We start from the raw sequence: 24,105 nt of genomic DNA, 5'->3' as shown, positions 1-24,105 counted from the left end.
GGCTCTTAAAAAGCTAATTTAGAATAGTGGTCACAAACAAGTTGCGAACCAAACACTATAAACTAAGCCTTTGTGATAATGGTCTCTTCGTCAAAGCGAGATTTGGGTAACTCAGCATTGAAATCATCTTCGCTACGGTAACCAAGCGAGATGATGGCAACGGCTGTGTAGCCCTTACTACGTAATTCAAACTCTTCATCAAGCGCTTTTAAATCTGCGCCTTCCATCGGCACAGCATCAATACCCAAAGTAGCAGCTCCCAGTAGCAGTGCACCCATATTGAGATAGAGCTGTTCAATCAACCAATGCGGCTCATCCTTTTGCTCATAACGGCGAATATCCAAGAACATTTTGCGCGTTTGATGCATTTGCTCTCTGAATTTTGGTTCTGCAAAGCGACCATCACTATCTTCTTTGTCTAATATTTCCTGTAAAAACTCATCATCAGCATAGACACGGCTACAGAATACGATGACGTGCGAAGCATCTTTTACTTTGGCATCATTAAACTCATACATACCTTCAGTGCCTTTGGCGACTCGAGCTTTGCCAGCTTCATCATCAGCAATCACAAAGTGCCAAGGCTGAATATTAGTGCTTGACGGACTGAGTCGCAAAATGTCCTTTAAACTCTGAAAGTCTTCTGCTGATATTTTTTTATCGGTATCAAATTCTTTGGTGCTGTAACGCCATTTCATTGCTTCAGTGATACTTTTCATATATGACTCCTATAATTAAAATTTTATTTGTGGTTAGAGCTCTATTATTGATTAGGTATCCGATATTAACGTGGTTTATTTGTTAGCCTACGTTATCAGTTGTCATTGCTCATATATAAGATCATCTCAGACAACCACCCTTTTTATGACCGTGATAAATGGGTTAATTTTTCATATGCTTTATTATTAATACTTTAAACCATCTTAGACACCAGTCAGAGTTTGCAAAAGACTTATTTGTCTCATTGGTGACAGTTACAATTAAGCTACCTAAGTGGTAACGCTGGCTGCAGAGGATACATTGTAATCACTCGATCATTCTCTTAGTATGAACTGACCTATTTTGCAGTGAGCAGGGTTATCTAGACAACTGTCCCTCATACCCCTGTCGTTGCCTTATCACACAACATACCAATAAAAATCCCTGCGAGGACTTATGAAACCATCAGAAAACACGCTCCGTATAGACATCGTCTCTGACGTTGTCTGCCCATGGTGTGTCATTGGCTATCGTCAATTGGCAGCAGCACTTGAGCAAACCAATACAGAACATACTATCCACTGGCATCCGTTTGAGCTGAACCCAAATATGCCAGACGAGGGTCAAAACTTACGCGAGCACATCATCGAAAAGTATGGCTCGACCAAACAAGAATCAGATGCGAGCCGAGTCAGAATGACCGAAGCCGGTCGTGAGGTTGGTTTTGAGTTCAACTTCAATGACGACACACGCATGCACAATACCTTTAATTTGCATCAGCTTCTGCATTTTGCAGATCAACAAGGCAGCATGCATGACTTAAAACAAGCGTTGTTTACCGCGCACTTCACTAACAATAGAGACATCTCAGACATCCATGTACTTGCTGATATTGCAGCAGAGACTGGTCTTGATAAAAGTGAAGCGTTAGCGGTATTAGAAGGTCAGTTTTTTGCAAAAGAAGTACGAGCAGAAGAACAACACTGGCAACAACAGGGCATCCAAAGTGTACCAGCGATCATCTTTAATGAACGTCATTTGGTCAGTGGTGCTCAAGGTGTCGAGAACTATGTCAGTATTTTAGAGCAACTGGCTAACATGGCTGAGTAAATCACTTGTCGTTATAAAAAATCATTATAAAAAGGGATACTTTATGTCTTCTAAAAACTTTCCTTCGATTATCGTGTTCGATGTCAATGAAACGCTATTGGATATCGACACGCTTACGCCATTTTTTACGCGAGTTTTTGGTAAGCAGATAGTATTACGCGAATGGTTTGCTCAGCTGGTGTTGTATTCGCAGACAATGACACTCTCTGGTCTGTATGCACCTTTTGGTGAGATTGGTGTTGGCGCATTGCAGATGGTGGCTGATATCAGACAAGTGACGCTGACAGACAACGATATCAATGAGTTCAAAGAAAGAATGAGCGCGCTGCCTGCTCATCCTGATGCGGCGCCTGCCCTTACACGTTTGCGGGAGGCAGGGTTCCGACTGGTGACGCTCACCAACTCAGCGAGTAGCCCATCTCCTACGCCGTTAGAAAAAGCAGGGCTAAGCCAGTTCTTTGAACAACATTTTAGTGTTGAAACCGTTAGTAAGTTCAAGCCAGCGCCTGAGACCTACCAGATGGTAGCTGATACGCTTGCTGTTGAGACGTCGGACTTGTGCTTAGTTGCTTGTCACCTTTGGGATACCATCGGTGCCCAAGCGGCAGGTTGCCGAGGTGCCTTTTTGACGCGGCCTTACAATGAGATGCTGAGCGCGCCAAATGTACCCGTACCAGATCTGACCGCAGCAGACTTATTGACACTAACGGACCGAATCATTAGCAAGCAAAACACTTGATACACCAAGCTAAGAGCCTGTGTTTAGACATAACATACGAAAAAGCTGCTTCAATATCGAAGCAGCTTTTTTATTGTGCAGTCGTCAAGTTAAAAACTCGATTCTGACATCATCATCAGTAGCGACGCTTAAAAATTGACAACCGTACGGATGCTCTCGCCTTTATGCATCAAGTCAAACGCTTCGTTGACATCTTCTATTGGCATCGTATGCGTGATGAAATCCTGCAATGGGATTTCGCCCGCAAGGTAACGCTCTACATACCCTGGTAGTTCTGTGCGACCTTTGACACCGCCGAATGCTGACCCTTTCCAGACGCGACCTGTCACTAACTGGAATGGACGCGTTGAGATTTCTTGCCCGGCACCAGCGACACCGATGATGACTGACTCGCCCCAGCCTTTGTGACAGCACTCTAGCGCCGAGCGCATGACATCGACATTGCCAATACATTCAAATGAATAATCAACCCCGCCATCGGTCAGCTCAACGATGACTTCCTGAATCGGCTTGTCATAGTCTTTCGGGTTAATGCAATCGGTTGCACCTAGCTTTTTGGCCAGTTCAAACTTGCTCTCGTTGATATCAATGGCAATGATGCGTTGGGCTTTTGCCATTGCAGCGCCAATTACTGCTGATAGTCCGATACCACCCAGACCAAAGATAGCCACGGTTGCGCCTTCTTCGACTTTTGCCGTATTCATGACTGCGCCCATGCCTGTGGTCACACCGCAACCAAGCAAGCAAACTTCTTCTAATGGTGCTTCTTTATTAACTTTGGCTAATGAGATTTCTGGTAATACCGTATATTCAGAGAACGTTGAGCAGCCCATGTAGTGATAGATTGGTTCGCCGTCTTTGTAAAAACGTGTGGTACCATCTGGCATCAGTCCCTTACCTTGAGTCTCGCGCACCGCAGAGCAAAGGTTGGTTTTGCCTGAGCGGCACATTTTACAAACGCCGCACTCTGCTGTGTATAACGGAATAACATGGTCGCCAACTTCTACGCTAGTCACGCCTTCGCCAACTTGCTCAACGATACCACCACCTTCATGACCCAAAATCGCAGGGAATACGCCTTCTGGATCTTCACCAGATAAGGTGAACGCATCTGTGTGACAGACGCCGCTTGCGACGATTTTGACCAGCACTTCACCTTTACGCGGTAGCATCACGTCGACTTCTTCGATAGATAGTGGCTCATTTGGTGCCCAAGCGATGGCGGCTTTTGATTTGATAAATTTATCTGACATAGGAGTCTCTCTTTTAGTTGATTGTTATTTGTGAGTTGCGGTGTCGTGCAGACTTAGCAAACCACCGTCACACCTTTTTCGTTATTTCATCCGGTTATCTACTCGGCTCGATAGCTACGACTGTCATCGCTGAGACGACTAAAGATAGATTGAGCTTATCTTGCCTGCTGTCTATAGGCAAGCCTCTATAAAAGGAAAGCACCATCTCTATACATTGTTGCTGACCATTATATTTATCTCTGAGGCGATAACAATATGCTATATTTGCAAATATCTTTTACATATTGGTAATAATCATGCGCTGGGAAGGCATCAGTGAGTTTGTGTGTGTGGCAGAGCACGAGAGCTTTACACAAGGGGCAAAAGCGCTTGGCATCTCAACGGCTCAAGTTAGTCGGCAAATCAGCGCTTTAGAGCAGCGTTTGAATATCAAACTGCTCTATCGAACCACGCGCAGGGTCTCACTTACCGAAGAAGGTCGCGTCTTTTATCAGCATTGTCGCGGTGTACTCGATGGGCTAGATGCCGCTGAGCAAGCAGTAAGTAATTTGCAATCAAAGCCTCAAGGCAAGATCAAACTAACTGCACCTGTGACTTATGGCGAGCAACAATTGCTGCCTTTAATCAATGATTTTATGGTGCAGTATCAAGATATTGAAGTGAGTGCTTTTTTGAGTAATCAAAAAATCGATTTGATTGAAGGAGGTTATGATTTGGCTATTCGTATTGGCAAATTAAACGACTCAACAATGATGGCAAAAAAACTCAGCCAGCGTACCAACTTTGTCTGTGCAGCGCCTGCTTATCTTGATAAACATGGGATACCAACAGTGCTCAATGATCTCAGTCAGCATAATTGCTTACTTGGCACTCGAGATTACTGGCACTTTATAGATACTGGCCCACGTGTCAGTGAGGATACAGGTAAAGAAAAAAACCTGCGCGTCTCTGGTACCGTACAATATAACAGCGGCTATAGTCTGGTTGACGCAGCCCTAAAAGGGCTTGGTATCGTACAGTTGCCTGACTACTATGTACAAAAATATCTAGCGTCTGGAGAGCTGATAAGCGTATTGGATAATTATAGAGAGCCTGAGGAAAGTATCTGGGCCATTTATCCACACAACCGCCAGTTATCACCAAAGATTAGATTATTGGTTGATTATTTGGCAGAGCAGCTGGCTTAGTCATCTATGAAGGTGTGTTGCAATAACCAAATTGATTACGCACAATGACTATTCGATGTTACTCACTTATGGATAACCTAAAAGGATATAACTATGATAAAAATCATCTCTATCACTGCTCTAGCAATCGCCGTATCATCCTGTGCCAGTATCAATACGCTATTAGATAACACGGATACGACAGGCGCTATGACCAAAACCGCGACGTCTATAAATGCCGAAAAAGGCTTGGTCACTTTACAGAGCAATCACTCTGTCCAAGCTACTGCTGATAAACTGGTCTCAGTTATCGAAAGCAAAGGTATGAAAGTATTTGCACGCGTTGATCATCAAAAAAATGCGCAAAGTGTCGATCTGTCATTGCGACCCACACAAGTTGTTATGTTTGGGAACCCTAAAGCAGGTACGCCCTTGATGAACTGTGAACAGACCGTTGCTATTGATCTACCACAAAAAATACTCATCAGTGAAGATGCCGGTAACCAGGTATGGTTGTCATACAACAACCCTGACTATCTTAAGACACGCCACAATATCAAAGGCTGCGATACTGAGATTGCTAATATCTCAAAAGCACTCGATGCCATCAGCACGGCAGCCGTAAAATAAGGCGCTTCGCTATTCACTTAATTTGGCAAAAGCGCTAGCGATTGATTCAAAAAATCGAAATGAACGACGACCAGATCACCTTATCTGGTCATTAAGTTCTACTTTTAACTTTTTGGCACACTCAATAATTTTTTTCCTATCGGCAACAATAGCGCCTTGGGCAATAGCCTTTTCGCGCATTTGTACCGTAATATCATAGTGAGGATAGCTGGCATTACGGTGGAACAAGCGTGCATCTACCTCAATCAATGCCGCAAAATCATGCAGCTCTTGCAGGCTGTCTGCAAGCATATGGCACCATTTATAGCCTTTGAATGGTATCTGCACAAAATCTACATATATCGCCATATCTCAATCTCTTACTTATTTACTGAATTAGCATGCTGCATCGAGTTCTACTCTAACAACTGCTCTAATGTTGGCATGGGCATTTCTGATCACAAGTAAATCAGTGACACCAAACCCAAAAACCTTAGAGTAATTCACGTACGTTTTTCTTGAGTTGCTGAAGTGCTTTTTGATACTCGCTATGACTGGTATCAAAGGTACTCAAGCGTCCATAGCGTAACTGACGGTAGTCTTGTCTAATTTCAATGAGCTTGGTCTGAATCGTTATCGGGTTTTCACTGTCTGTCAACTTACTTGTCGCATGAGGAGTGTTGCCGTCAAGCCGACTATCAATAGCAATAGCCAAACGCTCTAGCCACGCCAGTTGCCCCTCACTGTCCTCTCGAGCCAGCGATTGATCACGTTTACCCACACGTTTTGAGAGCTGTGCAAGTGGCAAGTCCGCTGGATGCCAGCGTTTGCGGCGGCGCTGCCATATGATAAATACTAAGACTGCCATAATAATAACAGCACTGGCTGCTAACCAAATGATTTGCTGCGTGATTGATCTGATATTGAACCATTTTAATAGCGAGTCTGCCTGCTTGTCTTGATCATAGCCAACGACATCTTTTTGCCAGTAATAGCTTGCTTGGTCTGATAAGCGCCTTAATGTTTGTAGCATTTGATACTGCTGATAGCTGATTTGAGCACTAGCACCACTGCCAAACATGGCGGCCCCTTGTTGCTGGGTCATCGTATTCATGCCCTGCTCAACACGCTCAGGTGCGACAAATGCCGTCGGATCCACACGCACCCAGCCTTGACCCTCAAGCCATACCTCAGTCCATGCATGTGCATCCATTTGACGCACTTCCCATACGTTACCATTACGACTCGGCTCACCGCCTTGATAGCCTGCTACTACTCGCGCAGGGATACCAGCTGCCCGCATCATAAAGGTAAAGCTTGAAGAATAGTGCTCGCAAAACCCTGCTTTGGTCTCAAACAAAAACTCATCGATACGATTAGTATTCAGTGGCGGCGGCGATAAAGTATAGCGAAACTCTGTCTGATTGATCCAGCGCTCGATAGCAGCCATATAGCGCACCGGATCTGAGCCTGACTGCGCAAACAACTGCTTAGCAAGCGCGCGTGCCTGCGGATTACCTTCATTAGGCAGCGCAAGGTTCGAGCGCCGGGATGCTTCTGCTAACACTGGATCTATACGCATCGGCGCAAACTGCACTACATCGTAGCGAAGCTGCTGCGTCACCGGCTGGTCTTTGGATAACGTAAAGTTGGACGTGATGTTGATATCTGGTTGCTGAGAGAAAGGATAATCTAGTCCAAACAACCAGTTTTGCTGTGTAGGTTCTAGGATAACTTGATATCGAGTAGGTGCTGCTTGCACTTGTTCAGGAACAGTAGCAAAAGCGTTCTGGATCCACATAGGTGGTTGTGATCTTACTGACCACTGGCTTGCCTGAGGGCTTGGACGCCAAGTTACCCCATCAAAATCACTAAATACCAAACCGCGCCAGTAAAGCTGCTGCTGCGGTGGACGCTCATCTTCAAACTCTACGCGAAAAGCCAGCTCGGTCGACTGACCTAAATTAGCAAAATCACCAGGTGACATGCTATCAGAGACCCCTGTAATCGCTTGCTGACCTGACAACTGTACGGACCACAGCGGCGGCAATCTCGGGAAAAATAAAAACAGCACTACCAATAAAGGTAACGCGCCAATACCCAATACCCCCAAGGTACGTATGCGTCCATCACCGCGAGCATTGCTATCATCGTTGAGCGCGATAAATGCCAATAAGACGATGAGGGCACCAATGATGACCTCTAGCGTGGTAATCAAGCCTTGATCCATCAAAAATAAAGCAGCCAATACAAACAATGATAAATTCAGCACCACGTAAGCATCGCGGCGTTTGTATAATTCCCAAAGTTTACTGACCAAGCATAGCACCAAAAATGCCACGCCCATGTCCAAACCAAAAGCGGTGTTATAAGTCAGCCACAGACCGACCAACCCCAGCAAAAAACCTAGCATTTGCATGCCTTGATAGACACGCTTTAGATGAGATATTTTTTTGAATCGTCTTTTGATACGTGGCAATTGCCCAACAATACTGACAACAGCAAACCCTATTAACCACAACGGCAAGTGAGCAGCATGCGGTAATATGACTGCCACTTGAGCGATTAGGACCCAGTAGTACGCTGGTAATGCCAGCAGCTGCCGATACCATTTTTTGTTATCTGCTACGCGGTGGAGCGTTTGAGTACTATTTTTCGCTCGGGTGCGAGACCCAAGTGACAACTGCTCAAAACTTGCCATATCTGTAGTATCAGTCGCTGGAGGTTGCTTAAATTGGGTCATGGTGATTTCGCTAGCCTTAGCAAGCACGCTTGCGCAAAAACCTCACCGTCACCCATCACTGCGGTAGCAGGAGCATCATTGGGTAAACGCATTTGAAAGGGCACACCGAGCTGACCGAGCGTTAACGCACCATGAGCCAGTTGCGCCAGTTTTTGTTCATGATGCGCAGCTGGCATATCTGCATAATCTAATGTCTGCTCATGACCAACAGGATCCGCAAAATGCTTAGTAAACATTCCTTGTCCCCGTGCTACGTGACTCCAAGAGACACGCGCCAATGACTCCCCTTCTATATAATTATCTAGGCGCTCAAAGTCGTCCTGCCCTTGCCTATACTGACCGCCTGTTGGCAAATCTTCCATGCTTGCAATTGCATACTGAGTTTGCCAATCAAAGGTTTCAGGCTTGGGGTATACCCAAGCTTTACGCGCAAAATAGACATAAGACCATGCCCGCATGATACCCAAAGGATAGACAGTTTTGATGGTCAACCGTGGTAGCTCAAATTGACCACGATTGCTTGTCTGCACGGGTAGCCTTATGATTTGCTCACCTTGTAGCCTGGTAATAAGGATAGCGTTTTGATCATCCGTATCTGCTTTATCTTTACGATCAGCAGATGTCTCAAATTCAAATAGCAGCTGCCTGCGTGGTTGACGACTCTTGCTATCTAACTGTAACGTCACCCAAGCAGGACTACCTGCCTGAGTCATCGTAACGTCTAATAGACGAATATGTAGACCGGATATGTGCGCAAAAGTCACATGGAAGCTAATCAGCCAGACACTGACCAGATAAAAACATAAACCAAGCACCAAGTTGTTGCCATAATTGACACCCGCAATAAAGGTGATCACTAATAGCACAGCAAATAGCATGCCTTCACGGCTAAAAAAAATATAAACATTGCGTAGATTGAGGGTGGCACTATCGTTTTTGGGTGCACGAGAAGCAAACCAACGGCTCAGTGCTGACTTGATTGGTACGGTTAAGGCCTTTGGTAAAAAGCTCATGACTACCCTACTCTTGCCATGTGATTGACTGTGATACTCGTCTTCAACCGACGAATGTAGCCATTTGTTGTAGCCACTGCTCGAGCTACAGTATGGACAGTTAAACAGTAACTGACACTTCTGCCAATATACGCTGTGCGATCGTTTTGGTTGCCTGTCCACCGCTCACATGTGCAGGCACGAAGCGCTGGCCCAGACGATGATCCACTACGGCTGCAAACACCGCTTGGATGTCTTCAGGTACCACCTCCATATGCCCCGATACATAGGCATGAGCTTGGGCAGCACGCTGTAGCGACAGTACGCCACGCGGTGATAGTCCATGATATTCCTGGCTTGCTCGAGTTTTTGCAACGAGCCTTTGTAAATAATCCAACACAACATCTGCCACATACACTTGTCTAACACCTTGCTGAGCCATCAGTACCGCGTCAGTATCAAGTACTGCATCTAAATCTTTTAGTAGCTCGCGACGATCTTGACCTCTTAGCAGCTCACGCTCTGCTATAGGTGATGGGTAACCTAGTGATAAACATAATAAGAACCTATCTAGCTGTGACTCAGGGAGTGGATAAACACCTGCTTGCTGTAATGGGTTTTGGGTGGCAATGACAAAAAACGGTCGCGGTAAGGGATACGTTTGACCATCTTGAGTCACTTGTCGCTCTTCCATTGCTTCGAGTAGCGCACTTTGCGTTTTAGGGCTAGAGCGATTGATCTCATCAGCGAGTAATAGCTGGGTAAAGACAGGCCCAGGACGGAACTCAAAGCGTTGTTTACTTTGGTCGTAGATGCTCATACCTAAGATATCAGCAGGTAGCATGTCATTAGTGAACTGCACGCGGCTGAAGCTCAGCCCTAATAGCTGAGCCAATCCTTGAGCCAGCGTTGTTTTACCCATGCCCGGCAAATCTTGTAATAACAGATGCCCACCTGCCAAGATACCACTAAGTGCAAGTTTAACGGCTTGAGGCTTGTCCAATACGATTTGATTCAACTGGGCCATCAGCTGTGCAATTTTTTGCTGATTATATTGAAAGTCAGCAGTAGTCGGCATGGACTGATTAGGCGTCGCTGCTGTTTTTTGAGAGTTGGATGATGATATATCGTTCGCGGTCTGGGTCATAGTCAGTTATCGGCTCATTTTTATGTCATAACGTTCAACAGTTAGCATCAGTTTGTATCCTCTGCAACTGCTGGAGGCTCAGCGCGGAGGGTAGATAGATAAGCAATGACGTCTGCACGCTCTTTGGCATCTGGCATGGGGTCAGATAGCATTTTTGAGTTTGGTATGGCTTTTTGTGCATCCGCAATATAAGGGTCAAGCGTTTTGGCATCCCATACCCACCCTGATGACTCTAGTCCTTTGCTATAGTCATAATCTTTTAGTTCGGCAGCTGGCGCACCATATATATTCATGAGCTGTGGGCCTTTTTTATTCAGACCTGCATTGAGCTGATGGCATTGACCGCACGCCTCTTTGTAAACCACCAAGCCATTTTTAACATCACCTTTTGTATATAAAGGTAGGGTCACTGGGTCTCGATGGTCAGGCGGAATACTGCTCTCACACGCGGTGAGCAACAAAACAGCGGCAAAAAGACTGTTTATTTGATATTTACTAATAAGTGGCATTTGGGCAATCTTTGGTTGGTAAGTGTCAGTGATAAAGAGTCTATGTCATTACAACTTTAGCATCACAACTTTCTAACTTGCTGCATGGCTTTCTAGTTTTATCGTCTGACTAGGCTCTTCTAAGTAGTACCCTTGTAGATAGCGCGCACCAACACTCCATGCAACCGACATGGTCGCCGCCTCTTCGATATAAGGCATCAACACATCCACTTTCACCTCATTGGTACTTGTGATGAGTGATTTGACAGTATCTAAGTTATCTGCTGAATTGATATCTTGTACGTAACTGCGCGCCAGACGCACCATATCTGGCTGTACCAAACTGGCAATTTCGATAGATTTGGCAGAAGATCCGAAGTTGTTAATGCCCATTTGGCAATCAACTTCACTCAGAGCGGAGAACTGAGATTTGGCTACAGTTAGGTGATCAACGATGTCTTTTTCATTGAATTGTAATGTTAATACACCGGCGGCACCGCCTACTGCCTTGATCAACTGGCTTGCAACGTTGGGTAGTTTTTTATCGACCAAGGTTGCACTCGTCAGCTGTATCAACAGTCTGGCTTCAGGATGGTGCTTGCGTACATCATTGATTTTTTTGCAGGCGTTAATAAGTACCCAGCGATCTATCTTTTCTAGTAGGTTGTGGCTCTTGGCCACAGTCATAAATTGATCTGGTGTCAATACGGTGTTTTCGGCATCGGAGAGAGGCAGGCGTAGATACACTTCAAAAAAGTCACTGCGATCCCGATCAATATCATAGATTGGTTGAAATGACAGCTCAAAGCGGTTGTTAGTGATAGCGTCAACTAACGATTCAGCAAGCGCATGGTCATCACTGTTGGCGTGTTCGCTTGGATCGTATATATGATAGGTACCGCCATGATTAGAGGTTTCTACCATAATATGGTTGATGGTTTCCATGGCACGCTCGAGTACAATGGTAGGCTCAGCGGTATTTTTCTCGATTTTGACCACTGCGATACTGACGGTCGTACTGGTCGTACGCTTATCGACTTCGATGAGCATCTCACTGATACGAGAGCCAATATGTGCTGCGAGCTTTTCAAGATCAGCGGTACTTTTATTTTTGACCAGTATCATAAATGCAGTATCACTAAAGCGGCTGACGTGCCCATCAGGTATGAGCTCATCTAACATATAAGCCACTTGTTTGACGGTTGCATCAATCCCTTTCAAACCAAGACTGCTTCTAATCTTACCAACGCTATCGAGTTGCACATACAGCAGCCCTGCTGTCAGCTCCCCTTGAGTCGCTTGCTGGTGTATTACCACCATTTGCTCCTCAAAGCCGCGACGATTATCAAGACCTGTCAGATTATCTGTGCGCTCAGCTTCAGCTAAGCGCTTAGCAACCTCTGCACTGTTACTCTGGTTTTGTTGAATGATAATCTGAGTGACCGGCTCACCCTCAAGTGTCGCTGAAGCCATTTGTAGCTTTGCCTCAAAGGTGCTGCCATCAGTACGTACACTCTCAAAGTTAAACTCTACATCTTTGCGACTGCCTTTATCAAACTGACGCAAAAATTGCTTGAAACCTTTGACATTACTTCCACCCGAAATCAAATCAATTACTGGCACACCAACGACATCATTCATCGATTTAAAGCCAAATAACTGCAGATATGGGTCGTTGGCATAGATGTGAATGCCTTCATCGATATAAGCAACGGCACTTTTTGAGTTCTTAATCAAAACATTGGCACGCTGTTCTGATTCAGAGAGCACTTGGCGTAAGGTTTTTAGCGTACGGCGACTGCGCAAGTTACTGTGCTGCAGACAGATAGCCATAACTACTGGCAGCTCTTGATCAAACCTAAGCGCTTTAATCATCGTACCACTAACAACAGCAGGTAGCCCTTCATCATTAGAGACCGCTGCTGCCGTCTCTTCATTCACTAAGCAAATCATTGGCAAATCGATACTTTGCTCTTGTACGATACTCACCACATCCGTAAAGCTCATATCATAGGCTTTGCCAAATACGAGAACGTCCCACTGTTGACGTAGTACTTTTAACAACTCTTCTTTATCGTCTAAAAATCCTAAGTTCACACTGTCATAATAACCGCTAAGCAATTGCACAAGACGTTCCGCGTAAAGCTGATCATCATTGATAACTAACAAGTTTAAGGTAGACTGAGTGCGCATAGGAAGCCTTTTAATCTTATGGACGTATTTTTATCTATTATTTCTAATAACCTGACACCTTTTCCAAAAATAAACCTAGCACAGAAAACAATAAGCTTGGCGATTATCATAATAATAACTGAGCCTTGCTCTGTATAATACGCTTGGTTAACTAATTTTGGTTACATTAAATAGGGTATCAATTAGAATAACAATATCCATCATTATAGACAATAACTCGGCAAGCTGCAGATTAACTTATGACCTTTCTTGTTTATTAGGATTCTGCGAAGAAACCCTCCAAAACCTCCACATATCAACATGTGTCTGCTTTTTGACAAAAATACCGTAGGCTACAACTGAACTATCTCATACTGACTAAACTCATCAGTCATCAGTATCTTGTTTCCCAAGCGTAATGGTGTTTGCTTGCTACCAATACGCATAACGACTCGGTCATTGTTCTGAAAGTAAGAAGGCGGTACGATGAGCGTACTCGTGGTTTTTAGTTGCTCGTCCCTACCCAAGATAAATGCAGGTACAAAGTGACGGTTTCGTAGCTCTCTACCCTCTAGACGCAAGCCGCAAGCCACAAGTTTATGTCCGAGCACTTGCCATTCTATGATTGGGGCTTTGCTATCAAGATTCGTCCAGCGCACGACACCTATTGACCAGTCAGTTTGTTCTGTTGCCGTAGAGTGGCAGATCAAAAACAAACGCATGAGATGTAATAGTGGCGGTGCATTTCTAGAAGTGTCATCTTCAGCTATTACTTGATCAGGGCTATCAGCATTCTCTTTTTCGGGCCCATCTGCTTCTGGCAACAGTTGCAGCGCACGAAACAGTGAAAGGTGATCATGGCTATCAAATACTCTAATATTTAACGGATTGTTGCTATTTTGCTCTTTACCAAATGTGTCATAACGAGGTCTCTCTTCCTCTGCTAGCTCTTTTATTGATACCAAATTAGCAAAGCTGTTGAAATCGCCCACACGGTAATGAATATCATTAAAACCTGTGACCAATAGCGCTTCTTGTTTTTTGCTATATTTGGTAGGCAAAGTAAGCGGAGGCTGTAAGTAACGATAACTGACTGTTGATGCGATTGTATTGAGCAAACCGTACTCTAACGCTGCACTACTATCTCCAAGTAGAGCCTGCTTGCGTGAATCAAAATACTCAATCATCGGTGCCAGCTCTAAGAATAGACAAGTGCGATGTTCTTCATAAGGGTTTATCTCAGAGTTAGCCGTGAGATAGCTTGGTGGGTAATGAGCTTCCAAATCAACAAATACGCGTGTTCTGGTGGTAGGCTCTGTTGTCGCGACCATGTGCTTTGCCCATTCAGGCAAAAAACGCTGCACTAGCAAAATATTGGTGCGACGCATACCGCGTAGGTTTAGCAGACTGTGTAAACAGATTTGACAATATAGCTGATAGATATTGTTTGCATGAGGGACAGCCGCGTCTATACCCAAATCAATATCGGTTATGCGGTGCTGATAGGCCAGATGATACAGCTGATTGATTTTTGACCACAGATAACTTGCCGGTGGTCGATAGCAGAGTACCTCTTCTGCCAGTATTTTTTGATAGCTGGACAAAGACTGGTAAATAGCAATAGCAAACGTATTAGAAGATTTCTTATTATTGAAATAACGCTGCCAGCCATTGCCCAAAGAGCGTTTAGACCCAGTATTAGGCTCTGAATCTTGTTGGCGTATGATCCTATCATAGACCATGATGATGAGATAATGTAACGACTTGGTTTGTGCGACATAGCCTAGCTGAACCTCATCGAACACCCCTGTCTCATAAATATACTGTTGCCGTAAAGCAGCAATCAATCGAATTGAAGCGTCAAGTACTGATGCCATCAACTTGAGACGCTGATCTTCATCTATATGAGCTTCTCGTAAAGCTATGAGTACACTCTCTAGATGCTGGTATTGCTCCTCAGGCGTTTGTGATGGTAGCGTGGTCAGTAGCTTGACTAAGTAACGCTCTTGACCGTTTACTGATCGATTTGACGATATTGGCAATGCTACAGTAGAAGACAAATGCTCTTGAAACATGGATAACGTTATCATTGGTATTACTACTCACTATCAGTCAATATCAGTCGCTTTGAACGAACGTGCAAAAGTACGCAATCACAAAAAATAGCGTTCCATGAGGTACAGAATATAAATGTAATAACGCTATAAAGAGCAGTACCTACACTCATAAGTATTTATACAATCGAGTTGATAGATACACATTATCAAATATAAGGACAGGCTGTATTATGAATTCTAGTATCTAAGCACAACGAGGTAGCTTTTATAAGCAAATACAACTCCCTTACGCACTATTACCATATGCACTATGTTGTCACAACAACTGGCACACTCGCTTTTAATAGTACGCGCGCTTTCAATAATTGCTTTTTGTTTGCTATTCAAAGCACCATATTGCCTAAACTAAGTCTTGCTGTAAATGTCAATCGGCACTTTAAACGGTCTATTCGGCAGCTCTCTCACCAGCTTAGGTACCAAATATCCTGGTAATGCTGATAATAGTGACCAGTAAAGCTCAATTGACGACCGCTCGTCGCTATCGAAATGTGCGGCACCAGCAACTTTATCTAGCACATGCAAATAGTATGGTAATACGCCAGAAGCAAACAAACGCTGACTAAGCTGCACTTGTGCGTCGACAGTGTCATTGACACTTTTTAATAACACTGCCTGATTCAATAGCGTAACGCCAGCTGCCCGGGCACGTTGCAAGTATTCAGCTGTTAATTCATCAATCTCATTGGCATGATTGCAATGGATCACCATGACGATACGGCAACGACTTTGAGACAGTCTATCTAATAGATCGGTATCTAAACGCGCTGGGATGACGAGTGGCAAGCGGGTATGCAGCCTAATCGTAGTGAGCTGCGCAACAGACTCAAGAGCATCTAACCATGCAAATAAGCGTCTGTTGTTCACATTTAATGGATCACCTCCACTTAAAATCACTTCATTAATCTCGGGGTGTTCGCCAATATAATTGATGATATTTTGTTTTGCCTCCGCAGTAGGCATATTGGCGCTATAGTCAAAGTGCTGACGAAAGCAGTAGCGACAATGAATGGCGCACGCCCCCGTAATTGTCAACAGGACTCTCGACTGGTATTTATGTAGCATGCCCTTGATAGGGTTTTGAGTATTTTCACTCAAAGGATCGGCCACGTAGCCTGTGACGTTGATTTGTTCCTGCTGATCCGGCAGTACTTGCTTTAATAACGGATCATCACGGTCACCCACGACCATCTTTGCTACAAAAGCGCGCGGCACACGTAGCGCAAAATGCTTGGGTATATAGACATCGGCACGCAATGACTCCAGCTGTAGGATACTCAGCAGCTCGTCAACGGACGTAATGGCTTCGGATAATTGATTTTGCCAGTTTTTTTGTGTGATTAAATGGTTTATCATGACAGCCTACTACCTGTACCCAAAATCCGATATTATACGCCCTTAGTGTCTACCCTATCAAAGTATACCCGCTGATACGTAAATACTTGGCTGAACAATAGCTTTTGGTATAGTCAGCCTCATCTATTACAACCCCTAGGAGTCTCTTGTGGCAAGTTTTTCTACTAATGAATTCAAAGCTGGTCTAAAAGTTATGCTTGATGGCAACCCTTGTGCCATTCTTGAAAACGAGTTTGTAAAGCCTGGTAAAGGTCAAGCCTTTAACCGCGTTAAATTGCGTAACCTTCGTAGCGGTAAGGTATTAGAGCAAACATTCAAATCAGGCGATAGTTTAGAAGCCGCTGATGTGATGGATACTGAAATGAACTATCTATACAACGATGGTGAGTTTTGGCATTTCATGCATCCTGAAAGCTTTGAGCAGATTCAAGCTGACAAAAACGCCATCGGTGATGCTCCTAAATGGCTAAAAGAGAACAGTAATGCATTGTGTACCATCACTCTGTTCAACGGCTCCCCATTATCAGTCACGCCGCCTAACTTTGTTGAATTGCAGATTACGGAAACTGATCCTGGCGTACGCGGTGACACGTCAGGTGGTGGCGGTAAGCCTGCCAAGCTAGAGACAGGTGCCGTTGTACGTGTTCCTCTATTTGTGCAGCAAGGTGAAGTTGTTCGTGTTGATACTCGTACTGGCGACTATCAGACTCGTGTGAGCTAACCGATCTGTAAGCCTAGCTGGCAGCTGATACTTGTATCACTATCATCAACAAAAAAGATTAACCACCAATAGAGTGGTTAAGCTTTTTTGTTTTTATAACTATCGCTTTACTGCTAAATTAGTCGTTTACACCACGGCGTTACTATAAATGCTGTCTACTGTTTACTCTTCTTCTAATGGCGGCTTCTGCATCAACCAGTATTGTACCAAAGCGTTAAGCTGCTCTTGTTTAAAGGGTTTGGTGCAATAATCCTGCATACCAACTTTTAAGTACTTTTCACGCTCGCCATCCATAGCATTGGCAGTCAGTGCGATAATGGGCGGCAGATCTTGAGGGTCATAAAGCTCGTGGAGTTTGATCGTTGCCTGTACGCCATCCAAGATCGGCATGTGATGATCCATCAAGATAACATCATAGCGGTTGGGGAATAGTGCAAAAGCTTCAATGGCTTGTTGACCATCTGTCACATGCGTCACCTTGTGACCACTATTGGTCAGCGCCTTTTTGGCAATGATTGCATTGACGGCATCATCTTCAACCAACAAGATATGTCCTGCACGCTCATGGCTCGGCTCTATCAATGTTAGATCGTTAGAGTCTTGCCATGTTTCGTACTTGTTCTCATCAATAGTTGGCAAAGGCAATAGAACACGAAAGGTCGTACCCACTCCCACTCTACTCTCCACATGGATATAACCCTCCATCAGATCAACCAGAGACTTACAGACCGAAAGACCTAGACCGGTGCCACCATAGAGGCGATGCGTAAACTTATTGGCTTGGTCATAAGCATCAAATATTGCTTCTAACGATTCAGGTTTGATACCAACACCCGTATCTGTCACCTCAATACACAAGGTCATATTTTTGTCAGACTTATTGTTTACCACACTCTTATTGCCGCCAGTCTTGTCAATCTCCTCGCAATAACAGTTGTCCATATGCCTGACATCGATGCTCACGCGCCCACCCTCACGAGTGAACTTTATCGCATTGTTGACCAGATTTGCTATGATTTGCTTAAGGCGTACTGGATCTCCTTTCACGTAAGGCGATAATGACTCAGTATAATGATAATCTAACGTCAAACCTCGTTGACGTGCTTTGATAGAGAACAGACTGACCACTTCATTACATAATGTCGATAAATTCAATGGGATAGAATCGATGGTCATTTTGCCCGATTCAACCTTCGATAAGTCTAAAATACCATTGATAATCACCATCAGATGCTCGTTTGAGACCTTAATATTATCCACGTATTCTCGTTGTTCAGCGCTAAGCTCGGTATCACCCAGCATTTCTACCATACCAATGATGCCATTCATTGGCGTGCGTATTTCATGACTCATGTTGGCCAAGAAACTAGATTTCATTTCATTGGCATGCTTGGCATCACGCTGTTTGTCTTGTAATTGCAATGCGTCTGCTGCCATCATGGCAAACTGCGCTAATATTTGCTCTTGCTGGGCATCAAAATTATGGTTTGGCTTGATATCCATGAGACACAACGTACCTAGACGATAGTTTTTATTGTCTTCATGTAGCAAAATTGGGGCACCAACATAAAACCTTAAGTATGGCGACTCTGTGACCATTGGGCTTTGGCTAAATCGGCTGTCTTCCAATGTATCGGGTACTATTAACACATCATCAGACAGTATGGTGTAATTACAAAAAGCCATTTCGCGTGGTGCTGTACTGACACTCTCAGACATCGTCTCAAATTTGCAGGCTGGTTTTAGATACTGCGTTTCTTCGTCCATAAAAGTGATCGTGACCACGGGTACGTCAAAGAATAACTTTACAAGGTCGACCAGTCTATCAAATGCTGGCTCTTCGTCTTCATTGAGCACCTGATATTTTCTGAGCTTATTGATACGCTCTATTTCACCTACCGCGACTGGGTAACTTTGTTTGGGTGAGTTAGATATAGACAAGGTAGACTCCATTAAATAATATCAGACGCTCGGTTGATGGCTCGTCTGTTTTATCAATAATTGTAATGCTTCATTGACCATAATCATTGCTACTACCGATGTGACAACCACTGCTGACCCATAGCCTCCACACTGCAAACCGCCTGCTTGGCAACTCTTGTCTACATGTGGCGGCTCTATAGAATAAACACACTTGATGCCGAACTTGTCTTTTAGTGCGCTATTGATGCCTTTTTCATGACGTAATTTATTGCGCAGTTTGGCCAGTAGTGGATCTTGATAGCTGTCGCGCAAATCGCTTACTCTAACTTGACTTGGATCTATTTTGCCGCCTGCACCGCCCGCACAGACGAGCTTTAGTTTATTAAAACGGCAATGCAGTGCGATTGCTAGCTTGGCATTCATGTCATCTACGCAGTCTAACACTACTATGGGCTTACCTTGCTTGGCAGCAGCTTTTGCATCATCAAGACTTGGTAGTAGGGCAGCGACGTTATCTACTGTCAAAAAATCATCAATAAGATTCAACGTCACTTTGGGGTTAATCTCTTTGATACGTGCTGCCATTGCCGCAATCTTACTTTGACCAAAGCTACTGTCTAAAGCAGGTAGCTGCCGATTGACATTAGAGGCGACCAATACATCCAAATCAATCAAAGTGATGGTACCTACTGCTGTTCGAGCCAGTGCCTCAGCGGCCCAAGAGCCCACACCCCCTACGCCAATAACGTAGACATGAGCTGCCGCAAAAGTATCTACCGCTGACGTACCATAGAGCGTGCGCGTCCCTTGAAAACGGCGATCATACTGCTCACTTTCTTGATCAGCGTCGCGTTGTACTAGAGCGTTTTCTTTTAATTTTGGCGGCTCAAATTGTTGTGTTTCATTCATAACGGTTCGAATTACTCTTTTTAATGATAACTATTGCTTTATGTGCTAACCACGACATTTATGACTTGCGTCTAGCCGCTCGCCTTTTCCATTTTCCTATCGTCTCTCATGGTCATGCAAGATTAGTCATGCCGGATAGGTCCATGTTATTTTTAGGGCGTCACAGCTATTTTGCCACAACTGCTTAGCAAGTTTATCACGTGATACGCCCAATAGCTCACTCAGACTTATTAGCACCCAAGGCAAATTAGCAGGGACATTTCTATCGTGCTTATGGGCATTTTCTCTTTCATTATAGGGGCTTTGTCCAGACTCTGAATGCTCATCATGCGATGTTTGACACATCATAGGCGTCATATCTGGGCAGTCAGTCTCTATCACCAAACATGCTATACCATACTCTTCAACAACGGCTGTAATCGCACGGCGGAGTTTTTTGGCATTTGGATTGGTAATCTGACCGGTAACGCCCAGCTTAAATCCCAATTTTACAAAAGCCTTGGCCTCTTGTTCACCGCCGCTAAAGCTATGGGCAATACCGCCCAATTCATGTGCATCATAATCATGCGCTTTTAATATAGCGAGTGCTTCGGCATGTGCCTTACGAATATGTAGCATCACTGGCAATTTATGGGTCACTGCAATATCTAATTGCGCCTCAAAAAAGCGCTTTTGCCTAGCAAATACACTAGGCGCTTTCATCGCATCAGTAAATGTATCTAGGCCGATCTCACCAATAGCTAAAGGGCGGCGCTCTATCACCATCTGTGCCAATGCTATCATGTGCTCGTCAGTATGCTGTTCGATGTAAAAAGGATGCAAACCCAGCGCAATATGAGTATGTATATAAAGTTCGTCCTGATATTGAATATCGCTGGCAGAAGACTGTGATGCTTTTTTGCTCAGTACTTTGTTCAGTACCTGCTCAGTGTCGTACATCCGCTCAAAATACTGATATAAGTAACCTACCAACACTAAATGGCGTACACCTTGACTATAAGCACGCTGTACCTGCCAAGCTCGATCATCATCAAATACTGGCGTATCAAAATGAGTATGTGTATCAATGAGGGGATACATCCTGACTGATGTTTTTTTATCGAGAGTCGATGACTCGGTAGCCGCCATTGATATGCTCCAAAATAACTGTTTTAGCAAAATACCTTATCAATCATCATATTATACCAATGACTATATTAACAGCTGATGCGCTAACTATAAAACCCAATATAAAAAGCCTGCACTGCCTATTTAATACGTGATCTAATTAGCGTTCGTATCATCATGAGAGCTACTTTGATCACTGGCTTTGTTGCAGTCTTTATTGGATACCTCTGTGTCAGCGTTGCGGCTGCTGCGCCGAGGAATGAGCGTCAAAGCGGTAGCAATAGCGCTCAGGACCAGCCATTTCTTAAACATTTTATGATTTGCCATTTTGGCTCCATTTACTACCTGAATATAAATCATATCAACAGATATCGGATACGCGATATTATTCTACTAATGTTTAGTATAGTAGTGGCTATATTGTGAACACGCAAGCCAATGTACGACATAACTATACAATTATATCGTGCATTGGCTCATAGTAATTAAGGGACATTGGCGATCTACAGTAGCAAATAACTAGTAGCGAACTACGTTAGCTTTAACGACTTAGCGGATAGGTCGTTATACCACTATTAGGACTGTCTACCTTGGTAAAACCTTGAGAAGTTGAATTTGGGGTCTGATCACGCTTAGGAATGAGCGGGTTGAGTGGCATTAACTCGTAGTCTGCACTGACATCGCCATCCCAACCTTGTGTACCACTCAGTGGCAGTTGTTTAATCGTGCCGTTTTTGTCAATGACCAGCTGCAGTACACGCATCTGATTGAACTTGCGCTCAGTCACACTCGCTACCGCACCACCATCACGCAAGATAGTTGGCTGCAAAAATATGATCAAATTGCTCTTTTGGGTACTGTCATTATCAGAGCGGAATAATCTTCCAATTAGCGGAACATTACCAAGACCTGGAACTTTTTGTTGGCGCGTGGTGCTGTTGTCACGCATCAAACCGCCTAAAGCGATGGTTTGCTGATCATCTGCTAAAATCGTCGTATTAATAAGGCTTTTATTAGTGATTAAGCCACTAGCATTGCCAGTACTGCCTGGTACGACAGACGAGACTTCTTGAGACACCTCCAAACGTACTGTGCCGTTATCGCCAATGTGCGGAATGACATTAAGGTTGATACCAATGTCTTGACGGTCGATGGTCTGGAAAGGGTTGTTTGAATCATTTCCGCTAGTGGTGAATGAGCCTGTGACAAAAGGAACATTCTGTCCAACCAGAATACTGGCTTTTTCATTGTCTAATGTCAAAATAGACGGCATAGATAGTAGATTGGCACTGGTAGAAGAATCAAGTGCCTGCAAAATAGCACCATAAAACTCAGTATTCCCTTGACTGTCTGTTCGACTGTCACCGATACCGACCAATGCACCAACGATAGAGCTGGCAGCCGCACTTATACCCGTACTGCTCCCTGCCAGTGCAGCGGCAGCCAGCGTCGTTGCACTAGCGCCGACATTATTAAAATTTACAACGCCGTAACCGCTGTTGGCATTGCCAAGCGCCCACTGAACACCGAGCTGAGTCGCATCATCTCCTGAGACTTCTACAATAGCAGCCTGAATCAATACCTGCGCGCGGCGACTGTCTAATTGATTGACGGCATCTTCAATCTCAAACATGAGCTCAGGCGCAGCGTTTACGATAACGGCATTTTGCGTCTCATCAGCAATGATACTAAACGGTCGGCTCACGACGCCTGTACTCGCTACGCCTGCATTGCTGGTGGGTACCACTGAGGGGCTGCTATTATTAATACTTTCATTTGCAGCACTATTGATGGATGCGCCTATGCTGCTTGCATCATTCAAAGAGGCTGATTCTAATGTGGATGTTGCACCAGCGCTATTGATTGACTGATTGGCCAGCAACCCTCTTAGCATATCGGCAATGTGAGTGGCACTAGCATACTTTAGGCGAAAGACACGGAGGCCACTTAGGCGTCTTGTAGGCGTAGTATCGAGCTGATTGACCATCTCCTGAACTTTGGCAATCATCTCAGGACTGCCTTTGACCAGCAGTCTATCGCTTGAGGTATCAGCGATGACCTTTAGCTGATTGTTACTACCTTGCGCTTGACCGCTACCAGCATTTGCGACCAACGCACTAATGAGCTCCATCATACGTTCGGCATCGACGTGACGTAATGGAATCACTTGTAAACTATCATTGACGTTACTGTCCAAATCACGGATAAGCGCTGTCAGCTGATTGAGGCTATCTGCTCGATCCGATAGCACAAGCGCATTTACGCCAGGTACCGCAGCAGCGTGGGCTGACTGCGGCATCAGTGGTCGTATGACCCCTAAAACCTCCGCAGCTTGCGTATTTGTCAAATAGATCACTCGGGTTGCCAATGACTCCCCAACACTGTTGCCACGCAAATCAACAGCAACGCCAGATTGCTTGGCAACATTATCCGGCACTAGCTTGGTCGTCGTACCCGACTCAATCGCCGCAATACCATTGACCTGCATCACACTCAAAAACAGCTGATAGATTTCATCGCGGGATAAGGCTTTGTTGGAGATGACAGTTACGTTGCCATTGATACGAGGATCAAGGACAAAGTTTTGATCAGTGATGGTTGCCACTTCATTGATAAAAGCTTTGATATCGGCATCTTGTAAGTTGACCTTCCAACTCTCAGCACTCGCAAGGCCCATACTGGCTGCCCACAAAGGTACCGCTAGGCAGATAGGACGGCTTAGACGCATCAAGCGCTGCAGAACACGATGTAAAGGTGTGGCTGAAAATTGATGAAAACTTACCATATTTATAATTACCTACAATGATATTGCATAATATGTACTGAGTTTTTAACGAGCAACCTGTGCTAAAAATCC

20 protein-coding genes are annotated in these 24,105 nt (G+C 44.5%); 5 read left to right on the top strand and 15 right to left on the bottom strand.

What is annotated here, in order from left to right:
• Positions 1–62: 62 nt before the first annotated feature.
• Entirely contained in the window at positions 63–719 is a 657-nt protein-coding gene (nfsB, locus tag ACTXGL_RS07230; RefSeq protein ID WP_443525877.1) for an oxygen-insensitive NAD(P)H nitroreductase, read from the bottom strand.
• A 436-nt stretch (positions 720–1,155) separates the two neighbouring features.
• Between nfsB and ACTXGL_RS07225 the strand changes: the two genes are divergently transcribed.
• Together ACTXGL_RS07225 and ACTXGL_RS07220 are read left to right on the top strand one after the other, a co-directional pair.
• Positions 1,156–1,809 carry a DsbA family oxidoreductase gene (locus ACTXGL_RS07225; protein ID WP_319051329.1) on the top strand — a complete coding sequence of 218 codons (654 nt, stop codon included), beginning with the start codon at positions 1,156–1,158 and terminating at the stop codon, positions 1,807–1,809.
• Positions 1,810–1,852: 43 nt separating this feature from the next.
• A complete protein-coding gene (locus tag ACTXGL_RS07220) occupies positions 1,853–2,548 on the top strand; it encodes a haloacid dehalogenase type II (protein WP_443525875.1) in 696 nt (231 codons plus the stop codon).
• A gap of 128 nt (positions 2,549–2,676) precedes the next feature.
• On the opposite strand, the gene ACTXGL_RS07215 is transcribed toward ACTXGL_RS07220, so the two are convergent.
• On the bottom strand, positions 2,677–3,786 hold the full coding sequence (locus ACTXGL_RS07215; RefSeq protein WP_442967661.1) for an S-(hydroxymethyl)glutathione dehydrogenase/class III alcohol dehydrogenase: 1,110 nt from the start codon (positions 3,784–3,786) through the stop codon (positions 2,677–2,679).
• A gap of 311 nt (positions 3,787–4,097) precedes the next feature.
• Here ACTXGL_RS07215 and ACTXGL_RS07210 point away from each other — a divergent pair, with 311 nt between their 5' ends.
• Both ACTXGL_RS07210 and ACTXGL_RS07205 read left to right on the top strand, forming a co-directional pair.
• Entirely contained in the window at positions 4,098–4,988 is an 891-nt protein-coding gene (locus ACTXGL_RS07210; protein ID WP_443525873.1) for a LysR family transcriptional regulator, read from the top strand.
• A 93-nt stretch (positions 4,989–5,081) separates the two neighbouring features.
• Positions 5,082–5,597: a DUF302 domain-containing protein gene (locus ACTXGL_RS07205; protein ID WP_443525871.1), complete on the top strand. Its 516-nt coding sequence runs from the start codon at positions 5,082–5,084 to the stop codon at positions 5,595–5,597.
• A gap of 75 nt (positions 5,598–5,672) precedes the next feature.
• On the opposite strand, the gene ACTXGL_RS07200 is transcribed toward ACTXGL_RS07205, so the two are convergent.
• The 8 genes from ACTXGL_RS07200 to epmB form a co-directional block, all read right to left on the bottom strand.
• Positions 5,673–5,945 (bottom strand): DUF4031 domain-containing protein, encoded by a 273-nt coding sequence (locus tag ACTXGL_RS07200; protein WP_443525869.1) that lies wholly within the window; start codon positions 5,943–5,945, stop codon positions 5,673–5,675.
• Positions 5,946–6,069: 124 nt separating this feature from the next.
• The gene (locus tag ACTXGL_RS07195) at positions 6,070–8,319 is read right to left on the bottom strand and encodes a transglutaminase family protein (RefSeq protein WP_443525867.1); all 2,250 of its coding nucleotides are present in this window, start codon (positions 8,317–8,319) and stop codon (positions 6,070–6,072) included.
• Positions 8,316–9,332: a hypothetical protein gene (locus ACTXGL_RS07190; protein ID WP_443525865.1), complete on the bottom strand. Its 1,017-nt coding sequence runs from the start codon at positions 9,330–9,332 to the stop codon at positions 8,316–8,318. Before ACTXGL_RS07190 ends, ACTXGL_RS07195 begins: the two co-directional genes overlap by 4 nt.
• Positions 9,333–9,432: 100 nt before the next feature.
• Positions 9,433–10,389: an AAA family ATPase gene (locus tag ACTXGL_RS07185; protein ID WP_443526057.1), complete on the bottom strand. Its 957-nt coding sequence runs from the start codon at positions 10,387–10,389 to the stop codon at positions 9,433–9,435.
• A 116-nt stretch (positions 10,390–10,505) separates the two neighbouring features.
• Positions 10,506–10,967 carry a c-type cytochrome gene (locus tag ACTXGL_RS07180; RefSeq protein WP_443525863.1) on the bottom strand — a complete coding sequence of 154 codons (462 nt, stop codon included), beginning with the start codon at positions 10,965–10,967 and terminating at the stop codon, positions 10,506–10,508.
• A gap of 72 nt (positions 10,968–11,039) precedes the next feature.
• Positions 11,040–13,139 carry an EAL domain-containing protein gene (locus ACTXGL_RS07175; RefSeq protein ID WP_443525861.1) on the bottom strand — a complete coding sequence of 700 codons (2,100 nt, stop codon included), beginning with the start codon at positions 13,137–13,139 and terminating at the stop codon, positions 11,040–11,042.
• 332 nt (positions 13,140–13,471) lie between these two features.
• On the bottom strand, positions 13,472–15,193 hold the full coding sequence (locus ACTXGL_RS07170; protein ID WP_443525859.1) for a hypothetical protein: 1,722 nt from the start codon (positions 15,191–15,193) through the stop codon (positions 13,472–13,474).
• Between the two features lie 387 nt (positions 15,194–15,580).
• Complete coding sequence (gene epmB, locus ACTXGL_RS07165; protein ID WP_443525858.1) at positions 15,581–16,588, bottom strand: EF-P beta-lysylation protein EpmB; 1,008 nt, start codon at positions 16,586–16,588, stop codon at positions 15,581–15,583.
• A 148-nt stretch (positions 16,589–16,736) separates the two neighbouring features.
• Between epmB and efp the strand changes: the two genes are divergently transcribed.
• Positions 16,737–17,309, top strand: coding sequence for an elongation factor P (gene efp / locus ACTXGL_RS07160; protein WP_443525856.1), 573 nt, complete (start codon positions 16,737–16,739; stop codon positions 17,307–17,309).
• 162 nt (positions 17,310–17,471) lie between these two features.
• Here efp and ACTXGL_RS07155 read toward each other — a convergent pair whose 3' ends face one another.
• The 5 genes from ACTXGL_RS07155 to gspD form a co-directional block, all read right to left on the bottom strand.
• Positions 17,472–19,250, bottom strand: a complete 1,779-nt coding sequence (locus ACTXGL_RS07155) for a GAF domain-containing hybrid sensor histidine kinase/response regulator (protein ID WP_443525854.1) — start codon at positions 19,248–19,250, stop codon at positions 17,472–17,474.
• Between the two features lie 21 nt (positions 19,251–19,271).
• The gene (locus ACTXGL_RS07150; RefSeq protein ID WP_443525852.1) at positions 19,272–20,141 is read right to left on the bottom strand and encodes a tRNA threonylcarbamoyladenosine dehydratase; all 870 of its coding nucleotides are present in this window, start codon (positions 20,139–20,141) and stop codon (positions 19,272–19,274) included.
• A 126-nt stretch (positions 20,142–20,267) separates the two neighbouring features.
• Positions 20,268–21,221 (bottom strand): TatD family hydrolase, encoded by a 954-nt coding sequence (locus ACTXGL_RS07145; protein ID WP_443526056.1) that lies wholly within the window; start codon positions 21,219–21,221, stop codon positions 20,268–20,270.
• A 183-nt stretch (positions 21,222–21,404) separates the two neighbouring features.
• A complete protein-coding gene (locus ACTXGL_RS07140) occupies positions 21,405–21,575 on the bottom strand; it encodes a hypothetical protein (RefSeq protein WP_443525850.1) in 171 nt (56 codons plus the stop codon).
• 214 nt (positions 21,576–21,789) lie between these two features.
• Positions 21,790–24,033 carry a type II secretion system secretin GspD gene (gene gspD / locus ACTXGL_RS07135; RefSeq protein ID WP_443525848.1) on the bottom strand — a complete coding sequence of 748 codons (2,244 nt, stop codon included), beginning with the start codon at positions 24,031–24,033 and terminating at the stop codon, positions 21,790–21,792.
• Between the last annotated feature and the right edge of the window lie 72 nt (positions 24,034–24,105).

This window comes from Psychrobacter sp. T6-6, from assembly GCF_052258185.1.
In the GTDB taxonomy this organism is placed as follows: Bacteria; Pseudomonadota; Gammaproteobacteria; order Pseudomonadales; family Moraxellaceae; genus Psychrobacter.
The sequence above is the reverse complement of the archived record's forward strand: the minus strand, read 5'-3'. Positions and strand labels throughout refer to the sequence as shown.

Coding starts and splice junctions, on each gene's coding strand:
- nfsB (WP_443525877.1), bottom strand. CDS start 719: ATGAAAAGTATCACTGAAGCAATGAAATGGCGTTACAGCACCAAAGAA.
- epmB (WP_443525858.1), bottom strand. CDS start 16,588: ATGATAAACCATTTAATCACACAAAAAAACTGGCAAAATCAATTATCC.
- ACTXGL_RS07210 (WP_443525873.1), top strand. CDS start 4,098: ATGCGCTGGGAAGGCATCAGTGAGTTTGTGTGTGTGGCAGAGCACGAG.
- ACTXGL_RS07180 (WP_443525863.1), bottom strand. CDS start 10,967: ATGCCACTTATTAGTAAATATCAAATAAACAGTCTTTTTGCCGCTGTT.
- ACTXGL_RS07220 (WP_443525875.1), top strand. CDS start 1,853: ATGTCTTCTAAAAACTTTCCTTCGATTATCGTGTTCGATGTCAATGAA.
- ACTXGL_RS07140 (WP_443525850.1), bottom strand. CDS start 21,575: ATGGCAAATCATAAAATGTTTAAGAAATGGCTGGTCCTGAGCGCTATT.
- ACTXGL_RS07205 (WP_443525871.1), top strand. CDS start 5,082: ATGATAAAAATCATCTCTATCACTGCTCTAGCAATCGCCGTATCATCC.
- ACTXGL_RS07150 (WP_443525852.1), bottom strand. CDS start 20,141: ATGAATGAAACACAACAATTTGAGCCGCCAAAATTAAAAGAAAACGCT.
- ACTXGL_RS07175 (WP_443525861.1), bottom strand. CDS start 13,139: ATGCGCACTCAGTCTACCTTAAACTTGTTAGTTATCAATGATGATCAG.
- ACTXGL_RS07170 (WP_443525859.1), bottom strand. CDS start 15,193: ATGTTTCAAGAGCATTTGTCTTCTACTGTAGCATTGCCAATATCGTCA.
- ACTXGL_RS07185 (WP_443526057.1), bottom strand. CDS start 10,389: ATGCCGACTACTGCTGACTTTCAATATAATCAGCAAAAAATTGCACAG.
- ACTXGL_RS07225 (WP_319051329.1), top strand. CDS start 1,156: ATGAAACCATCAGAAAACACGCTCCGTATAGACATCGTCTCTGACGTT.
- gspD (WP_443525848.1), bottom strand. CDS start 24,033: ATGGTAAGTTTTCATCAATTTTCAGCCACACCTTTACATCGTGTTCTG.
- ACTXGL_RS07200 (WP_443525869.1), bottom strand. CDS start 5,945: ATGGCGATATATGTAGATTTTGTGCAGATACCATTCAAAGGCTATAAA.
- ACTXGL_RS07195 (WP_443525867.1), bottom strand. CDS start 8,319: ATGACCCAATTTAAGCAACCTCCAGCGACTGATACTACAGATATGGCA.
- ACTXGL_RS07190 (WP_443525865.1), bottom strand. CDS start 9,332: ATGAGCTTTTTACCAAAGGCCTTAACCGTACCAATCAAGTCAGCACTG.
- ACTXGL_RS07145 (WP_443526056.1), bottom strand. CDS start 21,221: ATGTATCCCCTCATTGATACACATACTCATTTTGATACGCCAGTATTT.